The organism is Pseudomonas sp. EA_5y_Pfl2_R50, assembly GCF_963970475.1.
Taxonomy (GTDB): domain Bacteria; phylum Pseudomonadota; class Gammaproteobacteria; order Pseudomonadales; family Pseudomonadaceae; genus Aquipseudomonas.
Map to the genome: position 1 here is coordinate 1 of NZ_CAXAPT010000113.1, position 519 is coordinate 519.

Consider the following 519-nt stretch of genomic DNA (forward strand, 5'->3'; position numbering starts at 1 on the left):
TTGTGGATCGACCGCGAGTTGCGCGAGGAAGCGGGCTTCCGCGGCCTGACCGTGGTTGATTGCGGCACGATCATCACCACGCACCTGACCGAGCTGGTGAAGGACAATATCGCCGACCTGCTGTCTTATACCGAAACGCAGAAGCTGCTGGGCGACATCCACAAGGACGCGGCCAAGCTGGTCGCCGACATCGTGCCGTCCAAGGTCTCGGTGTCGAGCGTGCAGCGCATCCTGCAGAATTTGCTGTCGGAAGGGATTTCGATCCGCGACATCCCGACCATTCTGGAAGGCATTGCCGAGGCATCCCCTTCGACCAGCAACCTGACGATGCTGACGGAACATGTCCGCTCGCGTCTCGCCCGCCAGATTTCGGTGGCGCAAACCCGCGACAACGCCATTCCGGTGGTGACCTTGTCGCCCGAATGGGACACCGCCTTTGCCGACAGCATCGTCGGCACCGGCGACGACCGCCAGCTCGCTATGGCCCCCTCAACGCTGCAGGGTTTCGTATCGGCCGTG

1 protein-coding gene is annotated in these 519 nt (G+C 62.6%); it reads left to right on the plus strand.

From position 1 onward, the window contains the following. Positions 1-519, plus strand: a 519-nt coding sequence (locus AACY19_RS26970) for an FHIPEP family type III secretion protein (protein WP_339454546.1), incomplete at both ends; no start/stop codon positions are given.